A 20,569-nucleotide genomic window follows, 5' to 3' on the forward strand; every position below is an offset into this window, starting at 1 on the left:
ATATCCTCGACGGCATCCCAACTCGATTCCGCGGCCCTGCGGAACCAGCGAGTGAACGCTCGGTGACAGTGATATCGACTACGTCCTTCCGGAGTGGTGGTTCGGTGTGTCGGTCGTGTCTGTTGCAATAGCCCGCGTGGTGCGATCGGATAGCGCGGTGCGACTTGTTCGCCGGAACGCAGCGACACCCGGGGCGCGGCTCTGGGGCGCTGAGGTGCGCCCGCTGTTCGAAGCACACGCCGGGCCGGTGGCGCCGCGGCCGGGCTGGCAGCCGTGGCAGCTGCTCGGCGGCCCGGGCACAGGCAAGACCGCGCTGCTGATCGACCTGGCCGCCGAGCGGATCGCGGCCGGTGCCGACCCGGAATCGGTGCTGCTCCTGACGCATTCCAAGACCGCGGCACGCAGCGTGCGCGACGCCATCACCGCGCGGTTGACCGGGCCGGGCGGCGCCGACGGCGGCGTGCCCGGTGCCACCCGCGAGCCGCTGGTACGAACCGTGCACTCCTACGCGTTCTCGGTCCTGCGGCGGCACGCGGTGGTACACGGCAACCCGCCGCCGCGTTTGCTGACCGGTGCCGAACAGGATGCGGTACTGCGCGAGATGCTGCGTGGCGACCTGACCGACATCGCCGACGGAAACGACGCGCTGTGGCCGCAGCGGTTACAGCCGGCGCTCGGCCTCGGCGGATTCGCCGAGCAGTTGCGGGGTCTGATGCTGCGGGCTACCGAACGCGGCATAGGCCCTGAGGATCTGATCGAGCTCGGGCGGGAGCACGGCAAAACCGAATGGGTCGCGGCGGGCCGGTTCGCGGTGCGCTACGAGCAGGCGATGCTGCTGCGCTGGTCGGTCGGTGTCGAGGCGCCCGAGGCCACCGCGCCCGCGCTGGATGCCGCCGAACTCGTCGGCGCGGCCCTGGACGCGTTCGCCGCCGACTCGAATCTCCTCGCCGCCGAACGTAACCGCATCAGATATCTACTGGTCGACGACGCACAGCACCTGGACCCACAGGCCGCGCTACTGGTTCGTGTGATCGGCGCGGCCGCGCACACCGCCGTGGTCGCGGGCGATCCGGACCAGGCCATCTTCACCTTCCGCGGCGCGGACTCCCGCTTCGTCACCGACCTGGACGTGCCGGACGAACGCCGGGTCGTGCTGCGGCGCAATCAGCGTTCGGGTACGTCGGTGCACCTCGCGCTCGCTCGGGTCGCCGCCAAGTTGCCTGGCGGTGCGCCGCACCGCTTCCCCCTGCCGGGACGCGCCGACGAGCCCGACGCCGACGCCGCTACGGTCCGAGTGCGGGTCCTGGCCACCCCCGCCAAGGAAGCCGCGCTGATCGCCGACCATTTGCGCCGGGCCCACCTCACCGAGGGGGTCCCGTGGTCGCGGATGGCGGTGATCGTGCGTTCGGTGCCGCTGTCGCTCGCCCCGCTGCGGCGCGCCCTGCTCGCCGCCGGTGTTCCGGTGCAGCAGCCCGCACTCGATCTGCCGCTGGCGCGCCGGCGCGGGGCGGCCTGGATGCTGCTGGCCCTGCGTGCCCTGCTCGCCGCGGAACGTTCCCGCCGGGCCGCCGCGGAGCTGTTCACCGCAGACGACGCGCTGGACCTGCTGGGCGGCCCGCTGGGCGGCGCCGACCAGATCACGCTGCGGCGGCTGCGCCGCGGTCTGCGCCGCGGGGTGCTGGAATCGCAGCGTAAACCCGCTCGCGCCGGAACCGAGTCCCCGGACCGTGACGACGAGCCGCCCTCCGATGAAATCGGCCCACCGCCCGAGGATTACCTCGACGCGCACGATGCGGCCGGGCCCGAGTTGCCGGGCGTGCCCGGTGAAGCCGCCGACCTGATCGCCGAATCCGATTCGCTCCGAGGCGATTCGGATACCGCACCGGAACCCGGTGAGTCCGATTCGCTCCGGGCGGCGGATTCCGATGATCCGGATCTGGGTTCCTACGATCCGGAACAGTGGGTCAGCGAATCCGACTGGTACGGCGATGATCTGGACTGGGGGCTGGAGGTCGCGGAGCACGCGGACGACAGCAGGCGTCCTCGCCCGCAGGTCGCGCCCGCCGAGCCGGAGCGAGTCACCGACGAAACCCCGGCGGACCGCGGCGATATCGTGGAACTCGTCGACCTGTCGTCCGCGGAAGTGCTGCGCGGCTTGCTGATCGGCGAGATCGCTCACCCGCTCGTGGACAAGCTCACCGATGTCGAGGCCAGACCCCTGCGGCGGGTGCTCGACGCCCTGGCCCAGGCGCGCACGGCCCGGGCGGGCGGCGCGGGCCTGGAGGAGGTCATGTGGGCGCTGTGGAGCGCCTCGCAGCTGGAACGGCGCTGGGTCGCGCAGTCCGAGCGCGGCGGCCCGGTCGGCATGCAGGCCGACCGGGATCTGGACGCGACCGTCGGCCTGTTCGAGGCGGCCGCCGCCTATGTCGACCGCTTGCCGCGCGCGAGTATTGGGGGTTTCGTCGAATACCTTGTGCAGCAGGAGATTCCGCAGGACACCACGCCGCTGACCGCGCCGGGCGAGGCCGTCGCGCTGCTCAGTGCGCACGCGGCGGCCGGCCGGGAGTGGGAGGTCGTCGCGGTTGCGGCCGTGCAGGAGGGCATCTGGCCGAATACCCGCCCGCGCGGCACCCTGCTGCACACCGAGGATCTCGTCGACCTCACCGCCGGGATCGACCTGGGTGCACAGGTCAGCCGGGCCGCGCCCCTGCTCGCCGAGGAACGCCGTCTGCTGCTGGTCGCGTGCAGTCGCGCCCGGCGCTCGCTGCTCGTCACCGCGGTCGAATCCGTCTCGGGTGAACGAGATCTCGTGCCGTCCCGCTTCCTGGCCGAACTCCTCGGCCACGACGACGACAGCGAACCCGGTGTCCTGCCGATCGCCGACCCGGGCCGCGCCCTGGTCATGCACTCGCTGGTGGCCGAATTGCGTGGCGTCGTCTGCGATCCCGACGCCGATCCCGAGCGTCGAGGTCGTGCCGCGCACCAGCTGGCCCGGCTCGCCCAGGCCGGCGTGCCCGGCACACATCCCGAAGACTGGTATGGCACAAGCGATCTCAGCTCACAGGACACGTTGTGGGCCGATGACGACGGCGCGGTCGCGCTGTCGCCGTCGACGGTGGAACTACTGCGCACCTGCCCGCTGCGCTGGGCGCTGGAACGCCACGGCGGCACCGACGGCGACAATCCGCATGCGGTCACCGGCAATCTGGTGCACACGCTGGTGCAGGCGCTCGCGGGCCGGGTCCCCGAGGCCCAGGTGCGCGCGGCGCTCGACAAAGCTTGGCGCGCTATCGATCCCGGCACCGGCTGGCATTCCCGGCAAGAACTGCGCCGCACCGCGGCGATGCTGGAGACCTTCATGGCCTGGGTGCGCAATACTCGCGGCGAACTCACCCAGGCCGGTGTCGAAATCCCGGTCGACTGCGAACTTCCTGCCCGCACCGCCGAGGAGCGTCCGGTCCGCATCCGCGGGCGCGTCGACCGTCTCGAACGCGATGCCCAGGGCCGCTTCGTCATCATCGACGTCAAGACCGGCAAATCCCCGATCACCAAGCAGGCCGCACTCGACCACGCCCAATTGGCTACCTACCAGGTCGCCGCCGCCCTGGGCGCCCTCGACTCCGAGCCGGATCCGGCCAACCAGGACAGCACGCCGACGCGGTCGGCCGACGTCGACGCGTCGAATCCGGCTGGTGCGGCCGATCATCCGAGCGATCAGCGACCGGACGAGGCTCCGCCGAGCGTCGAACCCGGCGGCGCCCGCTTGGTCTACGTCGCCAAACCCAGCACCAAGGAAGGTGCCACCCAGCGCCTGCAACCCCCACTCGATGCCGAAGCTCTCGACAAGTGGCGCACCACCATCCACGACGCCGCCTCCGCCACCCGCGGCCCCAGCTACCTGGCCATGCGCAACGACGGCTGCCGCCATTGCGCCGTCGCCGGCAGCTGCCCCGTCCAGGACACCGGGCGTCAGGTGACCGACGAATGAGCCGGATATCGCCGCAGCAGCTGGCCGAGGCGTTGGGGTTGCCGACGCCGACCGACGAGCAGGCGGCGGTGATCGCGGCGCCGGCCGGGCCGACGCTGGTGGTGGCCGGGGCCGGCGCGGGCAAAACCGAGACGATGGCCGCGCGAGTGGTGTGGATGGTGGCCAATCGGCTGGTGCTGCCGGATCAGGTGCTCGGGCTGACATTCACGCGAAAAGCGGCGCAGCAGTTGACTTCTCGGATCCGCACGCGGTTGGCGCGGTTGGCTGGTGCGCCGCTGCTACGTGAGCTGGATTCGTCCGGGGAGCTGCGGGCCCAGCTGGCGGGCGCCGAACCGGAGATCAGCACCTACCACTCGTACGCTGGACGGCTGCTGACCGAACACGGTCTGCTGCTGCCGGTAGAACCATCGGCGACACTGCTGACGCAAACCCAGCTGTGGCAGCTCGCCCATCAGGTGGTGCGCAGCTGGGACGGCGATCTGGACACCGAACGCACCCCGGTATCGGTCACCGAGGCGGTGCTCGCGCTGTCCGGTCAGCTCGCGGAGCATCTGGTGGAGGCCGAGCAACTCGCCGAGGCGCACACCGAGCTGGAGAAACTGGTCTACACGCTGCCCGCAGGCCCACGCCAGCGCGGCGGCCCCAGTCAAACCCTGCGCGGCATCCTCGCGGTGCAGGAGGAACGAGTCGCCCTGCTCCCGCTGGTGCACCGGCTCGCCGAGGCCCTGCGCCGCCGCGGCGCCCTCGATTTCGGTGCCCAGATGTCCCTCGCCGCCCGCCTCGCCGCCGAACACGCCGAGGTGGCCGCCGCCGAACGCGCTCGCTTCCGCCTGGTCCTCCTCGACGAGTACCAGGACACCGGCCATGCCCAACGCGTCCTGTTGGCCGCCCTTTTCGGCGGCACCCCCACCCCGCCGCTGGAGCCGGCGGCGTCCACCCGGGGGGCCTCGGCTGGTGGGGCGCGGCTGGCGGTGACCGCAGTCGGCGATCCGATGCAGTCGATCTACGGGTGGCGGGGGGCGTCGGCGGCCAACCTGCCCAGGTTCGCGACCGACTTTCCCAGTGCGCCCGCTGTTCCCGCGCCGACACTGCCGTTGCTGACCAGTTGGCGGAATCCGCCCGAGGCGCTCGCGGTGGCCAATCTGGTCGCCGAGCCGCTGCGGCGCGACGGGGGCGTCCAGGTGGACGCACTGCGGGCCAAACCTGATGTGGGGCAGGGCGTCGTCGAACTGGTGCTCACCGAAACCGTTGCGGTGGAAAGACAGTGGGTGGCCGAGCGGATCGCGGCGGAATGGGCGGCGCGGCGCGCGACGGAAGAGCCGCCGCCGACCTCGGCGGTGCTGGTGCGGCGCAACGCGGATGCCGCACCGCTCGCGGAAGCTCTACGCGCGCAGGGACTTCCGGTGGAGATCGTCGGGCTCGGCGGTCTACTTGCCACGCCGGAGGTCGCCGATATCGTCGCGACCCTGCGCCTGATCGCCGAACCGGCCGCGGGCAGCGCCGCCATGCGTATTCTCACCGGCGCCCGCTGGCGGATCGGCGTCGCTGATATTGCGGCGCTAGCGCGTCGCGCCCGTGATCTGTCGATCAGCCGGCTCTCCGGCGGCGATTCGGGCGAGATCACCGACAGCGCCACGCTCGCCGCGGCGCTGCGCGAGGTGGCTCCCGAACCGGCCGAGCAGGCCGGCCTGGCCGACGCGATCGCCGATCCCGGTGACGCGGAGGACTATTCGGAGTCCGGTTTCACGCGCATCGAAGCGCTCGGCCGGGAACTCGCCGCACTCCGTGAGCGCAGCGGGCAGCCGCTGGCCGAGCTCGTCGCCGATGTGGAACGCACAATCGGTGTGGGCGTGGAGACGCAGGCCCGGCGCGCGATGGCCGGAACCGGTGCGGGGCGTGAGCATTTGGATGCGTTCGCCGAGGTGGTCGCCGGTTATGCCGCCGACACCGGCGCCTCGCTGAGCGGCCTGCTGGCGTTCTTCGCGGCCGCCGAATCCGTCGAGAACGGTTTGGAGCCGGGCGAAGTCGAGGTGGCCAAGGATCGGGTGCAGGTGCTGACCGTACACGCCGCCAAGGGGTTGGAGTGGGAGATCGTCGCGGTGCCGCATGTGGTGCGCGGCGTCTTTCCCTCGGGGACCGCATCGGGCACCTGGCTCGGCGCTCTGGCCGAGCTACCCACCACCTTGCGCGGCGACCGCATCCAGGAGGATGCCGCCGAGGGGGTCCCGGTACTCGACCTCGGTGATCTCTACGACCGCGCCGATCTGGAACGCGCCGTCAAGGCGCACAAGGACGCCCTGGAGCGTCGGCGCGTGGACGAGGAACGTCGACTGTTCTATGTCGCGCTCACCAGAACGGAACGCGTACTGCTGGTTTCGTCTCATTACTGGGCCGAAACCGGTTCCGCTCCCAAAGGCCCCTCCGACTTCATGCTCGAGCTGAAACACGCCGCCGAGGCCGGCGACGGCATCGACGTCCCCCGCTGGGACGACCCACCCGACGCCGACGCCGTCAACCCCTTCACCGACAACCCCGCCACCGCCGAATGGCCCCGTGACCCCCTCGGCACACGCCGCGACCCCATCGAACAGGGCGCCGCCATGGTCCGCACCGCCCTCGCCGAACTCCGCGCCCAGGCCGCCCGGCCCGCCCCTGAAGCAGGTCGGGCGACTGGCCGCGGATCCGCGGAGCCGGGCCGCGATCGTCGTGCGCAGGCCGCCTCCGACGCTGAATCCGGTCGATCGGCCGACCATGGTTCGGCATCGATTGCCGGCGAGCCGAACCTACCGTCGCCAGGCGGACAGCCGGTTCCGAGTGAGCCGGGTCAGCGACAGCAGCCGACCTCGGACCTGCGCCGCGTGCTGAACGAACCCGTACAGCGCCCCAGTCCGCCCACGCCGTGGGAACGCGGCCGCCTGACCGCCGTCTCGGTCCCACTGCCCCCGAATTACGTACGCCCCGAGGCCGCGAACACGGGTGAGGACACCGCACAGCCGATCGAGGATTCCGGCCGCCCGCCCGCAGACCATCCGTCATCCGTGTCGGACGGCACCGCTACCGACCGTGGGATACCGTCGCCTCCAGCTGGTTTCGCGCGCGCTGCTGGAGGTCATCCACACCGGCGTGCCGAGCCCGCCTCCGCATCGGCCGAGGACGTGAGCCCGGCGGATTACTCCGCATCGCGGCATATCGATGCATCCTTGTCGGATGAGCCGCGACTCCGACCGGACGATGTGCCGCTGCCGGATGAGTTCGCACCCCGACCGGACGATGTGCCGCTGCCGGATGAGTTCGCACCCCGACCGGACGATGTGCCCCTGCCGGACGAGTTCGTACCCCCGCCGGACGACATGGCCCCGCCGGCCGACTTCCCCCATGCACTGGTGGAATTCTCCGATCCGGACGAATTCCCCCCGCTTCTGGACGAATTCGCGCCTCTCCCCGATGATTTCGTCCCGCCACCGGACGACTTTGTCCCGCCGGTCGATCCGGACGATCCGGATGGCTGGGCCGCCGACGTCGATGCCTTGCTCGCCGAGTTCGAGGCCGACCAGGCCGCTGCGGAGGAGGTCGAGCTGCCCGGGCAGATTCCGGCGACCGCGCTGGTGGAGCTGCGCGCCGATCCGGCGAAACTCGCGCGACGCCTGCGCCGTCCGCTGCCGTTCCCGCCCAGCCCGTTGGCTCGGCGGGGCACCGCGTTCCACGCCTGGGTGCAGCGCTGGTTCAGTGACCGGCGGCTGATCGGATTGGATCAGCTTCCCGGCCTGGGTGAGACCGCCGACGCGGGCATGGACGCCGAATTCGCCCGAATGCAGGACGCGTTCCTGAATTCACGGTGGGCCAATCGCACCCCGGTGGAGGTGGAGATCCCGTTCGAGACCTCGATCGCGGGGACGGTCATCCGAGGGCGGATGGACGCCGTGTTCACCGCACCGGACGGCGGCTGGGTGGTCGTCGACTGGAAAACCGGCGCGGTCCCGACCCCCGCCGACGAGCCGGCGGTCGCCATGCAGCTGGCCATCTACCGCCTGGCCTGGGCCCGCCTGATGGCGATCCGCACCGGGGCGACCGAGGCCGCCATGCTCGAAAAGATCAGTGCCGCTTTCCATTACGTGCGTACGGGCCACACTGTCGCACCCGCCAGGCTGCCGGGCCCGGATGAGCTGGCCGAGCTCATTCGCACCGCGGCCCCGCCGCCTACCGAGCCCGGCGGCTCACCTTCAGCGCCTGCGTGATCAGCGGTATCTGAAGCGGAAGCCGCAGCACGGTACCGATTTTCAGGAATCGCGGCGCCTTCTCGTTCCGGAGCACGTCGTAGGTCATCTGAACATTCGCCGGGAACACCGCGAGGAACAACACAGCGGCCAGCCGCCCGCCGAGGCCGCGGGTGCGCGGGGCGAGCAGCGCGGCGGCGACACCGATCTCGGCCACGCCCGACGCGTAGGTGTAGCTCCGGGCACTGCCGGGCAGCGCGGGCGGCACGATCGAGTCGAACAGCTTGGGTATGAGGAAGTGCAGGACCCCGGTACCACCGAGCAGGGCGGCCAGGGCCAGGGCGGGCTTGTCTGTGTCGTTCTGAGCCATGACCCACCCTGACACCCCGTAGCGCCTCCCGTCGAGTCGGCCCAACCCGGCGAACTCGCGGTAGGCTCCCGTGTCGTGCCGGAGCGAGATGTCATGCCGGAGTGCGTCGTGAACAGCGTCCAGGATGTCAGGGGTGGTAAATCCGGTGTTGAGTGAGTTCGAGGACAGTGCGAACAAGCGGGGAGTCTCGGCCCGCCCGCATTTCGCGCTGGTCGGTCTGCTGCGGATCCCCGAGGTGCAGACGAGCCCGTGGACCCAGCTGATCCGCCGGGTGCTGTTCGCGATCGCGCTGCTGTTCACCGCGGCGACCGTGGTCTATGTCGGGCGGCACGGCTATCGGGACGTCTCCGAGGACGAGCTGTCGTTCCTGGACGCGTTCTATTACGCGACGGTGTCGCTGTCGACCACCGGATACGGCGACATCTCCCCGGTGTCACCAGCCGCACGGCTGGCGAACATCGTCATCATCACGCCGCTGCGTGTGCTGTTCCTCATCGTGCTCGTCGGTACCACTCTCGGCGTGCTCACCGAACGTTCCCGGCAGGCATTCAAGATTCAGCGTTGGAGGCGCAGCGTGCGTAATCACACCGTGGTCGTCGGATACGGCACGAAGGGGCGTACCGCGATCGACGCCATGCTCGGCGACGGCGTGCAGCCCGCCGAGATCGTGGTCGTCGACACCGATCCGGACGTACTGGACGCCGCGGCCAGCGCGGGCCTGGTGACGGTGCACGGTTCGGCAACCCGCTCGGACGTGCTGCGGCTGGCGGGAGTGCAGAACGCGTCCTCGGTGGTGGTGGCCGCCAATCGCGACGACACCGCCGTGCTGGTCACGCTGACTGCCCGCGAGCTCAACAAGGCCGCGAAGATCGTGGTCGCGGTGCGCGAGGCGGAGAACACCCATCTGCTGCGCCAGTCCGGCGCCGATTCGGTGGTGGTGTCCTCGGAGACGGCGGGCCGTCTGCTCGGCGTCGCCACCACCACGCCGAATGTAGTGGAGATCATGGAGGACCTGCTCACCCCGGAGCAGGGTTTCGCGGTCGCCGAGCGCGAGGTGGAGGCGTCCGAGATCGGCGGTTCACCACGGCATCTCAGCGATATCGTGCTGGGAGTGGTGCGCGGCGGGACGCTGGTGCGGGTGGGGGAGCCGGAGGTCGACGCGATCGAGGCGGGCGACAAACTGCTCTACATTCGCCGCACGCAGAAGTGATTCGACGCGGGGGCTAGGCTCGCGGTGTGTCGTTTCAGCTGAATGGTGTTCCCTTGCTGTCGCGTTCTGCCGTCGATCGGGCCGAGGAGGTCCGCGCCGATGAGCAGGCGCTGAAAGAAGGCTGGGCGCAGGCCCGGCTGCTCCGGGTGAACAAGCGCGGGCAGGTCCGGTTCACCGATGCGGTTCCGGTGCTGGACGCGGCGATCGAGTTGTCGGCCGAGCCGAGCCCGGCGGCGGTGTTCCTCGGCTGGGGCGAGGGCGTGCACGTGTGGGCCGTGCGGGACAACGAGATCGCCGGCGCCCTGCGTGATCTGCGGGCCGCCGGGAACGACGTCGACGATTACACCGCGAATCTGCTGTCCACCGCCGTCGCCCTGTTGAATTGGCACGACAACGCCGGATTCCATGCCGCCGACGGCAGTGTGACGATGGCTTCGAAGGGTGGCTGGTCGCGGGTCACCGAGAGTGGTTTCGAGGAATTCCCGCGGATCGACCCCGCGGTGATCTGCCTGATCCACGACGGCGCCGACCGGGTGCTGCTGGCGCGACAGCACACCTGGCCGGAGACGCTGTTCTCGCTGCTGGCCGGTTTCGTGGAGGCCGGTGAATCGCTGGAACGGTGTGTGGAGCGGGAGGTGAAGGAGGAGGTCGGCGTCGACGTGCGCGACATCCACTACCTGGGTAGTCAGCCGTGGCCGTTCCCGCGCTCGCTGATGCTCGGTTTCGCCGCGGTCGCCGACCCGGACCAGCCGCTGACGTTCTCCGATGGCGAGATCGCCGAGGCGTACTGGTTCAGTCGCGCCGAGGTCCGCGACGCACTGGCGGTGGGTGACTGGTCCGCGCAGCGCACCGGGCAGCGCCTGCTGCTGCCCGGGTCGATCTCCATCGCCCGCACCATCGTGGAGTCCTGGGCTGCCCTGGACGGTTAGGCCAGCGCGGCCAGTTGCTCCTTGACGGCGGACAGCGACGGATTGGTCGCCGTGGAGCCGTCGGCGAACTTCACCGTCGGCACGACGTGATTGCCGTTGTTGACGCTGCCGACGAACTCGGCCGAGGCCGGGTCCTGTTCGATATCGATCTCCACGTAGCTGATGCCGGACTCCTCCAGCTGCTTCTTCAGCCGTCGGCAGTAGCCACACCAGGTGGTCGAGTACATGGTCAGGTCAACCTTCGAGTCAGTCACGGAACCATTCAACGCCCTGCGCCCCCATCCTGTTCCTGCTTCGCGCGCCGCAGCCCGCGTTCGGTCCGGTGCTCCCACAGCAGCGCCCACCCAATGATCGCGGCCACCCCGTAGATCAGCCACAGTGCGCCGAGCCGCGGCGCGGCGATCCCGAGTGCGACGGCGACCAGCGTGCACGGCACCGGCCAGGTCACACTCCACCGCCAGCCCGTCGGTGTCCGCAGCCCGACGACGGCGGTGATCGCGAAGTACGCGGCCGCACCACCACTCAGCGTCCAGCCGATGCCGGTGCCGAGGTGCCCGGCGTGGCCGATGGTGAGTCCGAGCCCGCCGGCGATGGTGGCGAGCGCGCCGGTGAGGAAGCAGTGCATGACCATCAGGTGCCGCCGCGACAGCACGGTTTCCGGTATCGCACCGCCCAGCAGCCGGGCCACCACGCCGCCGTACAGCAGGCTCAACGCCCACAGCCCGGCCAGGATCACGAAGGCGCCGAAGCCCAGTGCCAGATTCCGGGGCGTCCAGGCCTGGTCGCCGAGCGCGGCGATGATGGCGATCACCCCCTCGCCGAGCACGATGATCACGTACAGTCCGAGCCGTTCACCGAGGTGCACCGGATCGGCGTGCACCGCCTCGATACTCGGCACCTGGGCTGCATCGATGTCCCGATGCTTGCGCAGCCGTTTCAGGCGCCGGTCGAACTGGTCCTGGACCCCGGCGAGCAGCCGTTCCCCGCTGATGAAGAACATGATCAGCAGGTCGATCGCCAATCCGACGGCCCAGCACCAGTACTTCCACGGTGCAGGTACCCAGAGCGAGACGATCCAGGGCGCCACGCCGGCGCCCATCTCGATGATCGGCCAGTCCACCACGACCTTGCCGCGTCCCCAGAGCGAGCCCGAGGCGATCCGCAGGACCACGTAGACCGCGGCGAACGCGGTCGCGTGCCGCTGCGGAAGTCCGGCCACGGCCGCCGCCATCACGCCGAGCCCGAGCATCGCCGCCAGCATGAGCGGTACACGGGTGTGATCGCGGGCGATATTGCCGTACAGCATGATGACCGCCCAGGCCATCCAAAAGGCCAGGTAGAGCACCGCATACAGGCCGAAGTCGGCGAGTGTGGGCCCGTGGTGCAGCAGATGGGTGAGCTGCTGGATGCCCGCGACGGCGACCAGATCGAAGAACAACTCCATCCACGAGGCGTGCCGCTCGTGGGTTTGTGCCGACTCCGGTGGCGTCGCGATGGTCACGGTGATCAGTAAAGTCCTGGCGGGTCGGCGGTGGCGATCGGCGCGCCGGGGCGCGTCGCGGTGTCGGACCCGGCTGTCATGATGGAGCGCGTGCCACTCGATCTCGCTGCCCTGGATCCCGAACAGGCTGCCGCCGTGCAGGCGCCGCGAGGGCCCGTGTGCGTGCTAGCGGGTGCGGGGACGGGCAAGACGCGCACGATCACGCATCGGATCGGGCATCTGGTGTCGGCGGGGCATGTGAAGGCCGATCAGGTGCTGGCGGTGACATTCACGGCGCGGGCGGCGGGTGAGATGCGCGGTCGCCTGCGTGAGCTCGGGCTCGGCGGCGAGGCGAATCAGGTGCAGGCCCGCACCTTTCACGCGGCCGCGCTGCGGCAGCTCAAGTACTTCTGGCCGCAGGTCGTCGGCGATGTGCCGTGGCGGCTGATCGACGGGAAGTTCCCGATCGTGGCGCAGGCCGCGCATCGGGCCGGTCTGTCGGCGGCCACGGACAGCGTCCGGGATCTGCTCAGCGAGATCGAATGGGCGAAGGGCACGCTGATCGCGCCCGAGGACTATCCGGCGGCCGTCGCCAAGCATCGGCGCGAGACACCGTACGACCCGGCCCGGATCGCGGAGGTGTACGCCGCCTACGAGAGTCTGAAGACCTCCTCGGACGGTCTGCTGCTCGACTTCGACGACCTGCTGCTGCACACCGCGGCCGCGCTGGAGGACTATTCCGCCGTCGCCGACGAATTCCGCAGTCGCTACCGCAGTTTCGTCGTCGACGAGTATCAGGACGTCACCCCGCTGCAACAGCGCGTCCTGGATGCCTGGCTCGGCGATCGAGACGATCTGACCGTGGTCGGCGATGCCAACCAGACCATCTACTCCTTCACCGGCGCCACCCCGAACTTCCTGCTGGATTTCTCGCGGCGTTTCCCGGAGGCGACGGTGGTCCGCCTGGAACGTGACTACCGGTCGACACCGCAGGTGGTCTCGCTGGCCAACCGGGTGATCGGCGCCGCGCGCGGCCGGATCGCGGGGACCAGGCTGCAATTGATCGGCCAGCGGCCCGACGGCCCGGAACCGGGCTTCGCCGAATACGACGACGCCGGGGCCGAGGCGTCCGCCGTGGCCGAGCAGATCAAGGCGTTGACAGCCGCGGGCGTCCCGGCGGCGGAGATCGCGGTGCTCTATCGGATCAATGCCCAGTCCGAAGCCTATGAGCAGGCGCTCACCGAGCGGGATATCCCATATCAGGTCCGCGGCGGTGAGGGTTTCTTCCACCGCCCCGAGGTCAGGCAGGCGGTCACCGTGCTGCGCCAAGCGGCCGCGCGCGAGGATCTCCCCGCGGCATCCCGCAGCGGCCCGGGCCTGGTCACCCTGGTGCAGGCGGTGCTGGCCCCGGTCGGGCTGACCGCGACCGAGCCCGCGGGCGCGCAGGCGCGAGAGAAGTGGCAGTCGCTGCTCGCGCTCGTCCGGCTCACCGAGGAGTTGACGGCCGTCGAGACGGAACTCGACCTCGGCGGTCTGCTGCGTGAGCTGGCCGCTCGCGCGGAAGCCCGGCATCCACCCACCGTGCAGGGCGTCACCCTGGCCTCGCTGCACGCCGCCAAGGGCCTGGAGTGGGACGCGGTATTCCTGGTCGGACTGGTCGACGGCACCCTGCCGATCCAGCATGTGCTCGCCGGCGACGGCGCGGTCGCCGATGTCGCCGCCCTGGAGGAGGAGCGGCGGCTGTTCTACGTGGGCGTCACCCGGGCCCGGGAACATCTGCGCCTGTCCTGGGCGCTGTCGCGTAACCAGGGCAGTCGCCGGACCCGGCGGCGCTCCCGATTCCTGAACGGCCTGGTCCCCGATGACTCGCCGGCCTCGCGGATCGCCGCGCCCGCGCCGGAGCGGAAGGGCGGCGGGATCCGCCCGTCCTGCCGGGTCTGCGCGAAACCGCTGATCGGGACCTATGCCACCATGCTGGGCCGGTGTCGCCGCTGCCCGGCCGAGGTGGATGCCGTCCTGCTCGAGGCATTGAAGGAGTGGCGTGCCGAGAAGGCCGAGGCGCAGCGCGTCAAGGAATTCGTGATCTTCACCGACACCACGCTGACCGCGATCGCCGAGCAGTTGCCCGCCGATGATCGGGCGCTGGCGGCGATCGCGGGCATCGGAGCCAAGAAGATCACCGACTACGGGGCGGACGTGCTCGCCATCGTCGCCTCGCGGGTGCGCAGCCGCGCGCAGTGATCGAACGCACGCGTGTCCGAATTCGGCCGCACCCGAGCCGGACTCGGAGAATTCTCCAAAACCGCAGGTAGAAAATAGGTTGTCGGTTCGTGCCGCATTGCATATGGTGGGAACACGCACCGGGAGGTGATCCCAGCGCGCACAGTTGTTGACGGATCGAACGAGACAAGGAGGGAGGCAGACCAATGAACAGCACAAGCACAGTACGCGGCTTCGACGCTCTCAGCGTCGCGGTTGGCGCAGTCATGTCCGCCTCCCGGGGGATCTCCGCTCTGCAGGGGATCGGTCTGTCCGGTGGCGGCAAGCGCCAGTCGGACAAGCCCAACGGTGCCTGGCATCCGGCAGCTGCCCAAGCAGCAGCCGGTGCATTCGCCGCCGATGCCGGTTATGAGCCGTCGGGTGCAAACCCCGTCGCGATTCCCGGAATCGATATGGCGAACCGCCTCCGCACCGCAGAACACCCAGCGACCGTGATCAGAATTCGACACAGATGTCGAACTAGGTAGGGGACACCCCCAGACCTTCTGGCCACGGATCGCACAACGCGAAACCGTGGCCATTGTTTTTAAGCGGCTCTTCAGCCCTTTGGAACCGGTTTCGTGGAAAAAGAATACGAACCGCTGCACAACGAGCTGAAGGAGAACCGACGTGTTCACCGCTGAGTGGCCACAAGCCGCTTCTACCGATGTGACATGCCGCACCGTGGCACGATCCACTCGCTCCCGGGAGGTCACCAACCCGGTCCCTTGCCGTGCCGGAGATCCCGATCTCTGGTTCGCCGAGAGCCCGGCGCAACTGGAGCAGGCCAAGGCGCTGTGTGCCTCCTGCCCCATTCGGAAGGGCTGCCTGAGCGCGGCCATCGATCGGGCCGAGCCGTGGGGCGTGTGGGGCGGTGAGATCTTCGACCAGGGTGTCGTGATTGCCCGCAAGCGCCCGCGTGGTCGCCCGCGCAAGGTCGCGATCCCGGCATGAGCGGGGACAGCCCCCTCGTGCCGAGATCGACGGCATACCTCCCTCCGGTCGCTGTGGCCCCGCGGGCCGTATCGGTCCGCTGGCGCGCCCAGGAACGAGAAAGCATACGAACCGCTCACCGTGTTCACGGGTGGGCGGTTCGTTTGCGTTGTGGGACAGGCGATGCGCGTATCGCTCGGTCCAGCCGTCGGGGTGTCGGCTGGACCGGGCGGGGCGTGACGCTCAGCCGGTGAGTTCGCCGCGCTCCTCGCGCAATCCGGGCAGCCACTGATTGGCCAGGCCCATGAACGGAAGTTCCGCGTCGAGCTGGGCCAGGATGCCGACCGATCCGCCGAGCACCCGGAAGATCATCACGTGCTCGGCCGGAAGCTGCATGGCCCGTGAGGTTTTCATCTCCGCACTGGTGATGTCGGTGGCCTTACCCGCGACCCGCTGCATCCATTTGCGGGTGAAGTGGAACGACTCGGTCCGGATCGGGTCGGTGAAGGGCCGCAGGAAATCGCCGATCTCCTGATGGGTGACGGTGCGGCCCGGGATGATCCAGCCGTTGTCGTAGAGCACACGGGTGAGTTCGTCGAAGTGCTCTTCGACGGCCAGCCCGAGGATCTGGCCCAGGATCGACGGGAAGCCGTCGGGCAGCGGCGCGCACGCGCCGAAGTCGAGGACCGCGAGTCTGCCGTCGGGCAGCATCATGAAGTTCCCGGGATGCGGGTCGGCGTGCAGCAACCCGGCGATCTCGGGGGAGGAGAAGTGGAACTCGCCCATCAGCCCGGCGACCCGGTTGCGCAGCTCGTGGGTGCCCGCCGGATCGGCGGCGCCCTCGGCGATGATCTTGGAAACCGGGGTGCCGTCCAGCCATTCGGTGACGATCACCTTCGGCGCGCCCGCGACCACCTTGGGGATCACCACGCGCGGATGCCCGTCGAAGGCCTGTGCGAAGGCGCGCTGATGGCGCGCCTCATTGCGGTAATCCAGCTCCTCCTCGGTGCGCTCGGTGATCTCGGCGAGGATCGGTTTGACGTCCGCGCCCGGGATCACCGTCGCGATCAGGCCGGTCATTCGCGACAGGGTCTTGAGATCGGCGCGCAACGCCTCGTCCGCGCCCGGGTACTGGACCTTCACCGCCACGACGCGGCCGTCCGACCACACCGCCTTGTGTACCTGCCCGATGCTCGCCGAGGCGGCCGGTGTGTCGTCGAAGGACTGGAATCGCTGCCGCCACCCGGTGCCGAGCTGCATATCGAGCACGCGGTGCACGGTGGCGGCGGGCATCGGCGGCGCGGCGGCCTGGAGTTTGGTCAGCGCTTCGCGATAGTGCTCGCCGAACTCCTCCGGGATCGCGGCCTCCATGACGCTCAGCGCCTGGCCGAATTTCATTGCGCCGCCTTTGAGTTCACCCAGCACGGTGAACAACTGCTCCGCGGCCTTCTGATTGAGCTGGGCGTTGATCTCGGACTTGTCGCCGCCGGCCAGTTTCTTGCCGAATCCGACGGCGGCTCGCCCGGCGATGCCCAGCGGTATCTTGGCCAACTTGGCATTTCGGGATGAGCGACGGCGCACAATCTCAGACACGTACCCATCATGGCCGACGGACCCGGGGGTATGCCATGGCAATCTCGAGACTCGTACGTCACTCATCGGGTCCACCTGGGCAAACGGCGCGGCAACCGCATGCGGGATGCGGCGCCCACTCCCGGCGCCGAATCCGATAGGACTCCAACTCCAGCTCCAGGGTGCAGTCGAGGGTGGCCAAGGTCTGATCGGCCGAGCCGCGCGCGATCAGCTCCAGCTCGCCCAGTGCCAGCGCCGCGGTGGCCGTGACGGCGGGGGTGGAAGCCTGCCCGACCCGGCCGAGCAGCTGGGCGGCCAGATGCGGCCAGGCCGGGTCGAGATCGGTCCGGGTCAGATCGGCGCAGCGCAGGCAGCTACTGCGGCCGGGCAGCACCAGCGGGCCGACCAGTCCGCGGCCGTCCCGAATTCGCACCGGAAGATGCGGAATGCCATGCAGGACAAGGTCGTTGGCGAGGCGCGGGTCGATCACGGCGTCATCGGTGAGCAGTACCAGCCCGCAGGTCCAGCTGCCGACCGCCGTGTTCGCGGTGTACCCGCGGGATCGCTCCGGGCGAATACCCAAGCGCCGCACGCCATTGCTGATCGCGTCGGCGAGCGGCCCGAAACCGTGCACCCGAACCGACCTGATCCGCCCGCCCGCCGGGTCGGGACGGCTGAGCAGACCGGCTTCGTCGATCGCGGCGAGCAGGGTCTGCGCCTGGTCCGGTGTGATCCCGGATTCCCCGGCGCGCCAAAGGATCTGGGGATGGGTGTGCATGCCGTCGAGTAAGCGGAGGAAGCTGAGCACCCGGGAGGTGTCGAGCTCGTCCGGGTCGAGCACGACCGCGGTGGCCGGATCCCAGCCCAGCTGCACCGCGCCGGACGGGCGGACCAGAATGGTGACCCGGGGATGCAGCATCGGGCCGCGGTGTCCGGTAGGGGCGAGAGGTGTCGATGTCATGACCCGAGTATCGGTGCCCGGCTGCGGCCGAGAATGACGAAAACCCCTGTTGCACACAGGGGTTTCCCGATTTTCACATGACGATCGCTAGGACTTGCCGGTGTCCTCCGGGCCGTCGCCCTTGTCCTCGGACTCGGCCGCGCCGCCGGATTCCCGCTCACGCGCCTCGGTTTCGGCCAGCTGCGCCAGCGGGTCGTCGAAGGCGCCGGCGCCGCCGCCGATCACCGAATCGATGAAGCCGGCCGGATGATCCAGGTCGTCGGAGTCGGGCAGCAGATCCGGATGCGCCCACACTCCATCGCGCTTTTCCATCCCCGCGTCGTCGGTGAGCCGCTTCCACAGCGCCGCCGCCTCGCGCAGCTTGCGCGGCCGCAGCTCCAGGCCGACCAGGGTGGCGAAGGTCTGCTCCGCCGGACCGCCGGTCGCGCGCCGGCGCCGCAGCGTCTCGGCCAGTGCGCCCGCGCCCGGCAGCCGGTCACCGACCGCCTCGGCCACCACGACCTGCACCCAGCCCTCGATCAGGGCCAGCAGCGTCTCCAGCCGCTCCAGCGCCTGCTTCTGTTCCGGGCTGGTCTGCGGTTCGAACGCACCCTGCGACAGCAACTCCTGCAGCTTGGCCGGATCGCTCAGCGCCATCGGGTCGATGCCCTGCGCGGCCTCCTCGAGGGCGGAGAAATCCATCTTGATTCCGCGCGCGTAGCTCTCCACCGCGCCGAGCACCTGCTGGCGCAGCCACGGCACATGGCCGAACAGACGCTGGTGGGCGGCCTCGCGCGCGGCAAGGAACACCATGATCTCGCTCTCCGGCTGCTCCAGGCCCGCACTGAACTCCGAGATCGCCGCGGGCAGCAGTGCCGCCGTGCCGCTCGGGCCGAGCGGCAGGCCGATATCGGTCGAGGTCAGCACCTCCTGGGCGAGCTGGCCGAGCGCCTGCCCGAGCTGCGAGCCGAAGGCCAGGCCGCCCATCTGGCTGAGCATGCCCATCATCGGCGCGGCCATATCCTTGGCCTCTTCCGGCAGCTGCGCCGTCCACATGCCGTTGACCTGCTGCGCCACCGGATCGCAGAGCCGCTTCCAGGTCGGTACCGTCTCCTCGATCCAGTCGTTGGCGGTCCAGGCGGCGGTCTTGCTCGCGCCCGCGGGCAGCGTGGTCGCGCCGTCGAGCCAGAGTTCGGCCAGGTGCGCGGCATCGGCGATGGCCTTGGCGGTGCTCTCGGAGACCGGCGTGAGATTCGCGCCCAGCTGCTGGCGCGCCAGGCGCTTGGCCACGTCGTAGTTGACCGGACCGGACTGCGCGCTGCCCGGCTGACCCATACCGCTCAGCATCTGACCCAGCTGCGTCAGCATCTGGCCCAGCTGCGACGGGTCGAAACCCGCGCCGGAGCCGCCGACGGCGAAGCTGAACGGGTTATCGGCCCCCGAGCCCTGCGATTCGCCACGTTTGCGCGCATCGTCGTCGTCACGGTCCGAGAAGCCGAACGGCAAGTCACTCATGCCTCCAACGCTACTCGTTGCGCCCGGCCCGACGCTGTTCGCGCACCGCGAAACAGTGATCGACGCGCGGACCCCGAAAGCCGCCTCCACCGCCGCGACGACAGCGCCTATCACTAAGGTGGGCCGGGTGAATCGTCGGATCTGGACCCTGCTGGCCGCCCTCGTCCCGGTGCTCGTCCTCGGGCTGCTCGGTACCGTCGTCTCTGTGCCGTATGTCGCACTCGGCCCGGGCCCCACGTTCAATACGCTCGGTGAGGTGGACGGCAAGCAAGTCGTCGACGTGCAGGGCACCGAGGTCGATCCGACGACCGGGCATCTCAATATGACCACGGTGTCGGTGCGCGACGGCCTGAACCTCTTCGAGGCATTCGGCTTCTGGGCCAGCGGTGATCACGGCCTGGTCCCGCGCGCCGAGGTGTACCCGCCCGGTGTTCCGCGTGAGGAGATCGACAAGTCCAACCAGCAGGACTTCAAGGATTCCGAGGGCAATGCCGAGATCGCCGCGCTGCGCTTTCTGAAACTGCCGACCGTGGTGCTGGTGCGCAAGGTCGGCGACGACGGTCCCGCCAAGGATGTGCTCCAGCCGGGGGACGAGTTCGTCAGCATCAACGGCACGCCCGTCGCCACGGCACGGGATGTGGTGACCGCGGTGTCCGGGCAGGCGCCCGGCAGCAAACTGGGGGTCGTCGTGCGCCGTGACAACGCCGAGCAGGCCGTCGAGATCACCCTGGCCGCCCGTCCCGACGACCCGGCCAAGGGCTACCTCGGTGTCACCCCGGCCGAGGCGTCACGCCCGCCCATGCAGGTCACCTTCAATCTCGCCGATATCGGCGGGCCGTCCGCCGGCCTGATGTTCAGTCTCGCGCTCATCGACAAGCTCTCCCCGGGTGAGCTCGACGGCGGCAAGTTCGTCGCGGGCACCGGCACCATCGATGGAGACGGCAAGGTCGGCCCGATCGGCGGCATCCAGTACAAGATGATCGCGGCGCGCGAGGCGGGCGCGGAGACCTTCCTGGTGCCCGCCGCCAACTGCAACGAGGCCCGGGCCCGCACGCCCGAGGGCCTGCGCCTGGTCAAGGTCGAAACCCTGGACGGCGCGGTGCAGTCCCTGGCGGACATCAACGAGGGCCGCGAGCCGGTGAGCTGCGCGGCCGGGTGA

The 20,569-nt window shown here is 69.8% G+C and carries 13 protein-coding genes; 7 read left to right on the forward strand and 6 right to left on the reverse strand.

What is annotated here, in order from left to right; translation table 11 throughout:
- Positions 1–115: 115 nt before the first annotated feature.
- On the forward strand, positions 116–3,988 hold the full coding sequence (locus tag ACFVMC_RS10435) for an ATP-dependent helicase (RefSeq protein ID WP_379208811.1): 3,873 nt from the start codon (positions 116–118) through the stop codon (positions 3,986–3,988).
- Positions 3,985–8,223, forward strand: a complete 4,239-nt coding sequence (locus ACFVMC_RS10440) for a UvrD-helicase domain-containing protein (RefSeq protein ID WP_379208812.1) — start codon at positions 3,985–3,987, stop codon at positions 8,221–8,223. The genes ACFVMC_RS10435 and ACFVMC_RS10440 overlap by 4 nt, the downstream gene beginning before the upstream one ends.
- Here ACFVMC_RS10440 and ACFVMC_RS10445 read toward each other — a convergent pair.
- A complete protein-coding gene (locus tag ACFVMC_RS10445) occupies positions 8,186–8,572 on the reverse strand; it encodes a hypothetical protein (protein ID WP_379208814.1) in 387 nt (128 codons plus the stop codon). The two genes, ACFVMC_RS10440 and ACFVMC_RS10445, sit on opposite strands and share 38 nt — an antisense overlap.
- A gap of 145 nt (positions 8,573–8,717) precedes the next feature.
- Here ACFVMC_RS10445 and ACFVMC_RS10450 point away from each other — a divergent pair, with 145 nt between their 5' ends.
- A complete protein-coding gene (locus tag ACFVMC_RS10450) occupies positions 8,718–9,782 on the forward strand; it encodes a potassium channel family protein (protein ID WP_379208815.1) in 1,065 nt (354 codons plus the stop codon).
- 26 nt (positions 9,783–9,808) lie between these two features.
- Positions 9,809–10,711, forward strand: coding sequence for an NAD(+) diphosphatase (gene nudC, locus ACFVMC_RS10455; protein WP_379208817.1), 903 nt, complete (start codon positions 9,809–9,811; stop codon positions 10,709–10,711).
- Here nudC and ACFVMC_RS10460 read toward each other — a convergent pair.
- Positions 10,708–10,938, reverse strand: a complete 231-nt coding sequence (locus ACFVMC_RS10460; protein WP_379209511.1) for a mycoredoxin — start codon at positions 10,936–10,938, stop codon at positions 10,708–10,710. The two genes, nudC and ACFVMC_RS10460, sit on opposite strands and share 4 nt — an antisense overlap.
- Positions 10,939–10,973: 35 nt before the next feature.
- On the reverse strand, positions 10,974–12,212 hold the full coding sequence (locus tag ACFVMC_RS10465; RefSeq protein ID WP_379208819.1) for a low temperature requirement protein A: 1,239 nt from the start codon (positions 12,210–12,212) through the stop codon (positions 10,974–10,976).
- A gap of 78 nt (positions 12,213–12,290) precedes the next feature.
- Here ACFVMC_RS10465 and ACFVMC_RS10470 point away from each other — a divergent pair, with 78 nt between their 5' ends.
- Positions 12,291–14,432, forward strand: coding sequence for an ATP-dependent DNA helicase UvrD2 (locus ACFVMC_RS10470; RefSeq protein WP_379209513.1), 2,142 nt, complete (start codon positions 12,291–12,293; stop codon positions 14,430–14,432).
- A gap of 648 nt (positions 14,433–15,080) precedes the next feature.
- Positions 15,081–15,404, forward strand: a complete 324-nt coding sequence (locus ACFVMC_RS10475) for a WhiB family transcriptional regulator (RefSeq protein WP_379208821.1) — start codon at positions 15,081–15,083, stop codon at positions 15,402–15,404.
- Between the two features lie 222 nt (positions 15,405–15,626).
- Here ACFVMC_RS10475 and ACFVMC_RS10480 read toward each other — a convergent pair whose 3' ends face one another.
- The 3 genes from ACFVMC_RS10480 to ACFVMC_RS10490 all read right to left on the reverse strand — a co-directional run bounded on the left by ACFVMC_RS10480 (position 15,627) and on the right by ACFVMC_RS10490 (position 19,410).
- Positions 15,627–16,976 carry an ABC1 kinase family protein gene (locus ACFVMC_RS10480; protein WP_379208822.1) on the reverse strand — a complete coding sequence of 450 codons (1,350 nt, stop codon included), beginning with the start codon at positions 16,974–16,976 and terminating at the stop codon, positions 15,627–15,629.
- Positions 16,977–17,034: 58 nt separating this feature from the next.
- Entirely contained in the window at positions 17,035–17,916 is an 882-nt protein-coding gene (locus ACFVMC_RS10485) for a hypothetical protein (protein ID WP_379208824.1), read from the reverse strand.
- A gap of 87 nt (positions 17,917–18,003) precedes the next feature.
- Positions 18,004–19,410 carry a zinc-dependent metalloprotease gene (locus ACFVMC_RS10490; protein ID WP_379208825.1) on the reverse strand — a complete coding sequence of 469 codons (1,407 nt, stop codon included), beginning with the start codon at positions 19,408–19,410 and terminating at the stop codon, positions 18,004–18,006.
- Positions 19,411–19,537: 127 nt separating this feature from the next.
- On the opposite strand from ACFVMC_RS10490, the gene ACFVMC_RS10495 reads away from it, so the two are divergent.
- Positions 19,538–20,569, forward strand: a complete 1,032-nt coding sequence (locus tag ACFVMC_RS10495; protein WP_379208827.1) for a PDZ domain-containing protein — start codon at positions 19,538–19,540, stop codon at positions 20,567–20,569.

This window comes from Nocardia sp. NPDC127579, from assembly GCF_042672005.1.
Lineage (GTDB): Bacteria > Actinomycetota > Actinomycetes > Mycobacteriales > Mycobacteriaceae > Nocardia.